The organism is Streptomyces sp. NPDC005533 (assembly GCF_042871845.1).
Classification (GTDB): domain Bacteria; phylum Actinomycetota; class Actinomycetes; order Streptomycetales; family Streptomycetaceae; genus Streptomyces.
In genome coordinates this window covers 1-1,633 of sequence record NZ_JBIAJH010000173.1, presented here as the reverse complement: position 1 = coordinate 1,633, position 1,633 = coordinate 1, and the positions used below count along the sequence as shown (strand labels likewise).

Here is a 1,633-nt window from a genome sequence, read left to right as displayed (position 1 = left end):
CAGACCAGTGAACGTCTCCACCCACACCAACACAGCCCGCAACACCCCACCCATACAAGAGGAATGCCCCATCCCAGACGGGCCGCAACAACCTTCAGCAGGGCGAAGGCGCGTTCGCGACGTCGAAGGGCCATCCTGGCCGGTAAGTGAGAAGGGACTTCGTTCCTCACGTCATGTTGCAGCTCCCGGGTCCTCTTAGAGCCAACAGATGGCGTGGCTGACAGCGGTCACCGTTGGTAGATGTCGGTGGAGGACCGACCGTCAGGAATAGGACAGTGCCTGCCAGAATGCCGATGCCTTGCAGTTGTGGAGGGTACAGGAGATGAGTGTGATGAAAATTTTTATGCATTGCCGTTGCGTCGCTGCAGGTATGGCGACGGTGAGCCTTCTCGTCGGGGGCGCACTTCTCGGTGCTGCCAACGGTGCGTCGGCTACCTCGGCCAGTACTACACCCCAAGCCTCAACCGCATCCATCGCATTGTTCGACGATCATGGCCGTGATGCCCGCAGTGACGGCGCTCACCGCCGCCACGGCGGCTGTTCGTGGCAGCGCGGCCACTGGAGCAAGGTCTGGGTCAAGGGACACTGGGAGAAGAAGTGGCATGAGGGCACTTGGCACGGCGGCTACAGGGATCGTCGTGGCCGTTGGCACCCCGGTTGGAAGGAAGATGGGGGGTATGAGCAGCGCTGGGTGCCCGGCTACCTAGGCACCCGATGGCTGAAGGGCCGTTGGAACTGCCACGACAGGTGGTAGCCGCCGCGCTGAACCAGTAGAGGCGGCCCTCGGTTGTGTCTATAACTCAGTCGGCCGGACGCGGGAGGAGGTAGCTGACGCCGGACACTGCTCGCTGAGCTCGTTCAACCCGCCCATCGATCACGTGACGCACCCGAATCGTCTGCGAAGGTCAAGCTGTGGCGCCGATCTCGGGCGGAGCCCAAATTTGGAATGACGCACTGCTGGACGTCCGCGGATCAGCTGTTGGGGGAAACGCTGGACGCCCTTGCCCGGGACGTGTCCTGGGCGCGCTTTGGGTTTGGTGTAGGCGCCCTTCCAGACGAGGGCGAGCTCCCTGCATACTGCAGTTCCTCAGTCGCCGTCGGCAGTCGCGCGGGGTTGTGAATGGTTCGGTGTGACTTCCGATCGTGGAGGGTGGACCGGTGAGCGTTGAGAGCGTGGCGGTGGCCCGAGTTCAGCGAGGCAGTCGAGTCGCTGTTGGCAAGAGCCGTGGATGATTGGCTGATCGATGAGTTGGTTCACGAGCTCAGGCTGTGGGCCTGCAGCTGACGTGTGAGGGCGGGTTGCTCCAGCAGCTGACAAAGTGGCTACTGGAGTCTGCTCGGGGGGAGGCGAGATCGCCGATCATCTCGGCTATGACAAGCATGACCCGGCCGGGAAGGGCGGTGGCAATTCTTGCAACGGCACGGGGGCGAAGCGCGATCGAGAGCCTGAGCGCGCGTTACCGATGCGTGGCCAGGCCTGCGGTCACTTCCCCGAACCAAACCGCCGCGCTGAAGCGGCTCTACTTCGCCCCCGTCGCTCTAGGGTCCGTCTTCAAACTGATCTTGCCCAGAGCAGGATTGATGCGAGGGTGACCGCCGCTTCGTAGGAGGTGGCGGTTTTCTCGTAGCGGGT

Annotated in this window: 1 pseudogene; it reads left to right on the top strand. The window is 63.0% G+C overall.

The features are described from left to right. Positions 1-1,210 precede the first annotated feature (1,210 nt). A pseudogene (locus tag ACFYP3_RS37725) lies at positions 1,211-1,433 on the top strand (IS256 family transposase); the annotation flags it as partial. Between the last annotated feature and the right edge of the window lie 200 nt (positions 1,434-1,633).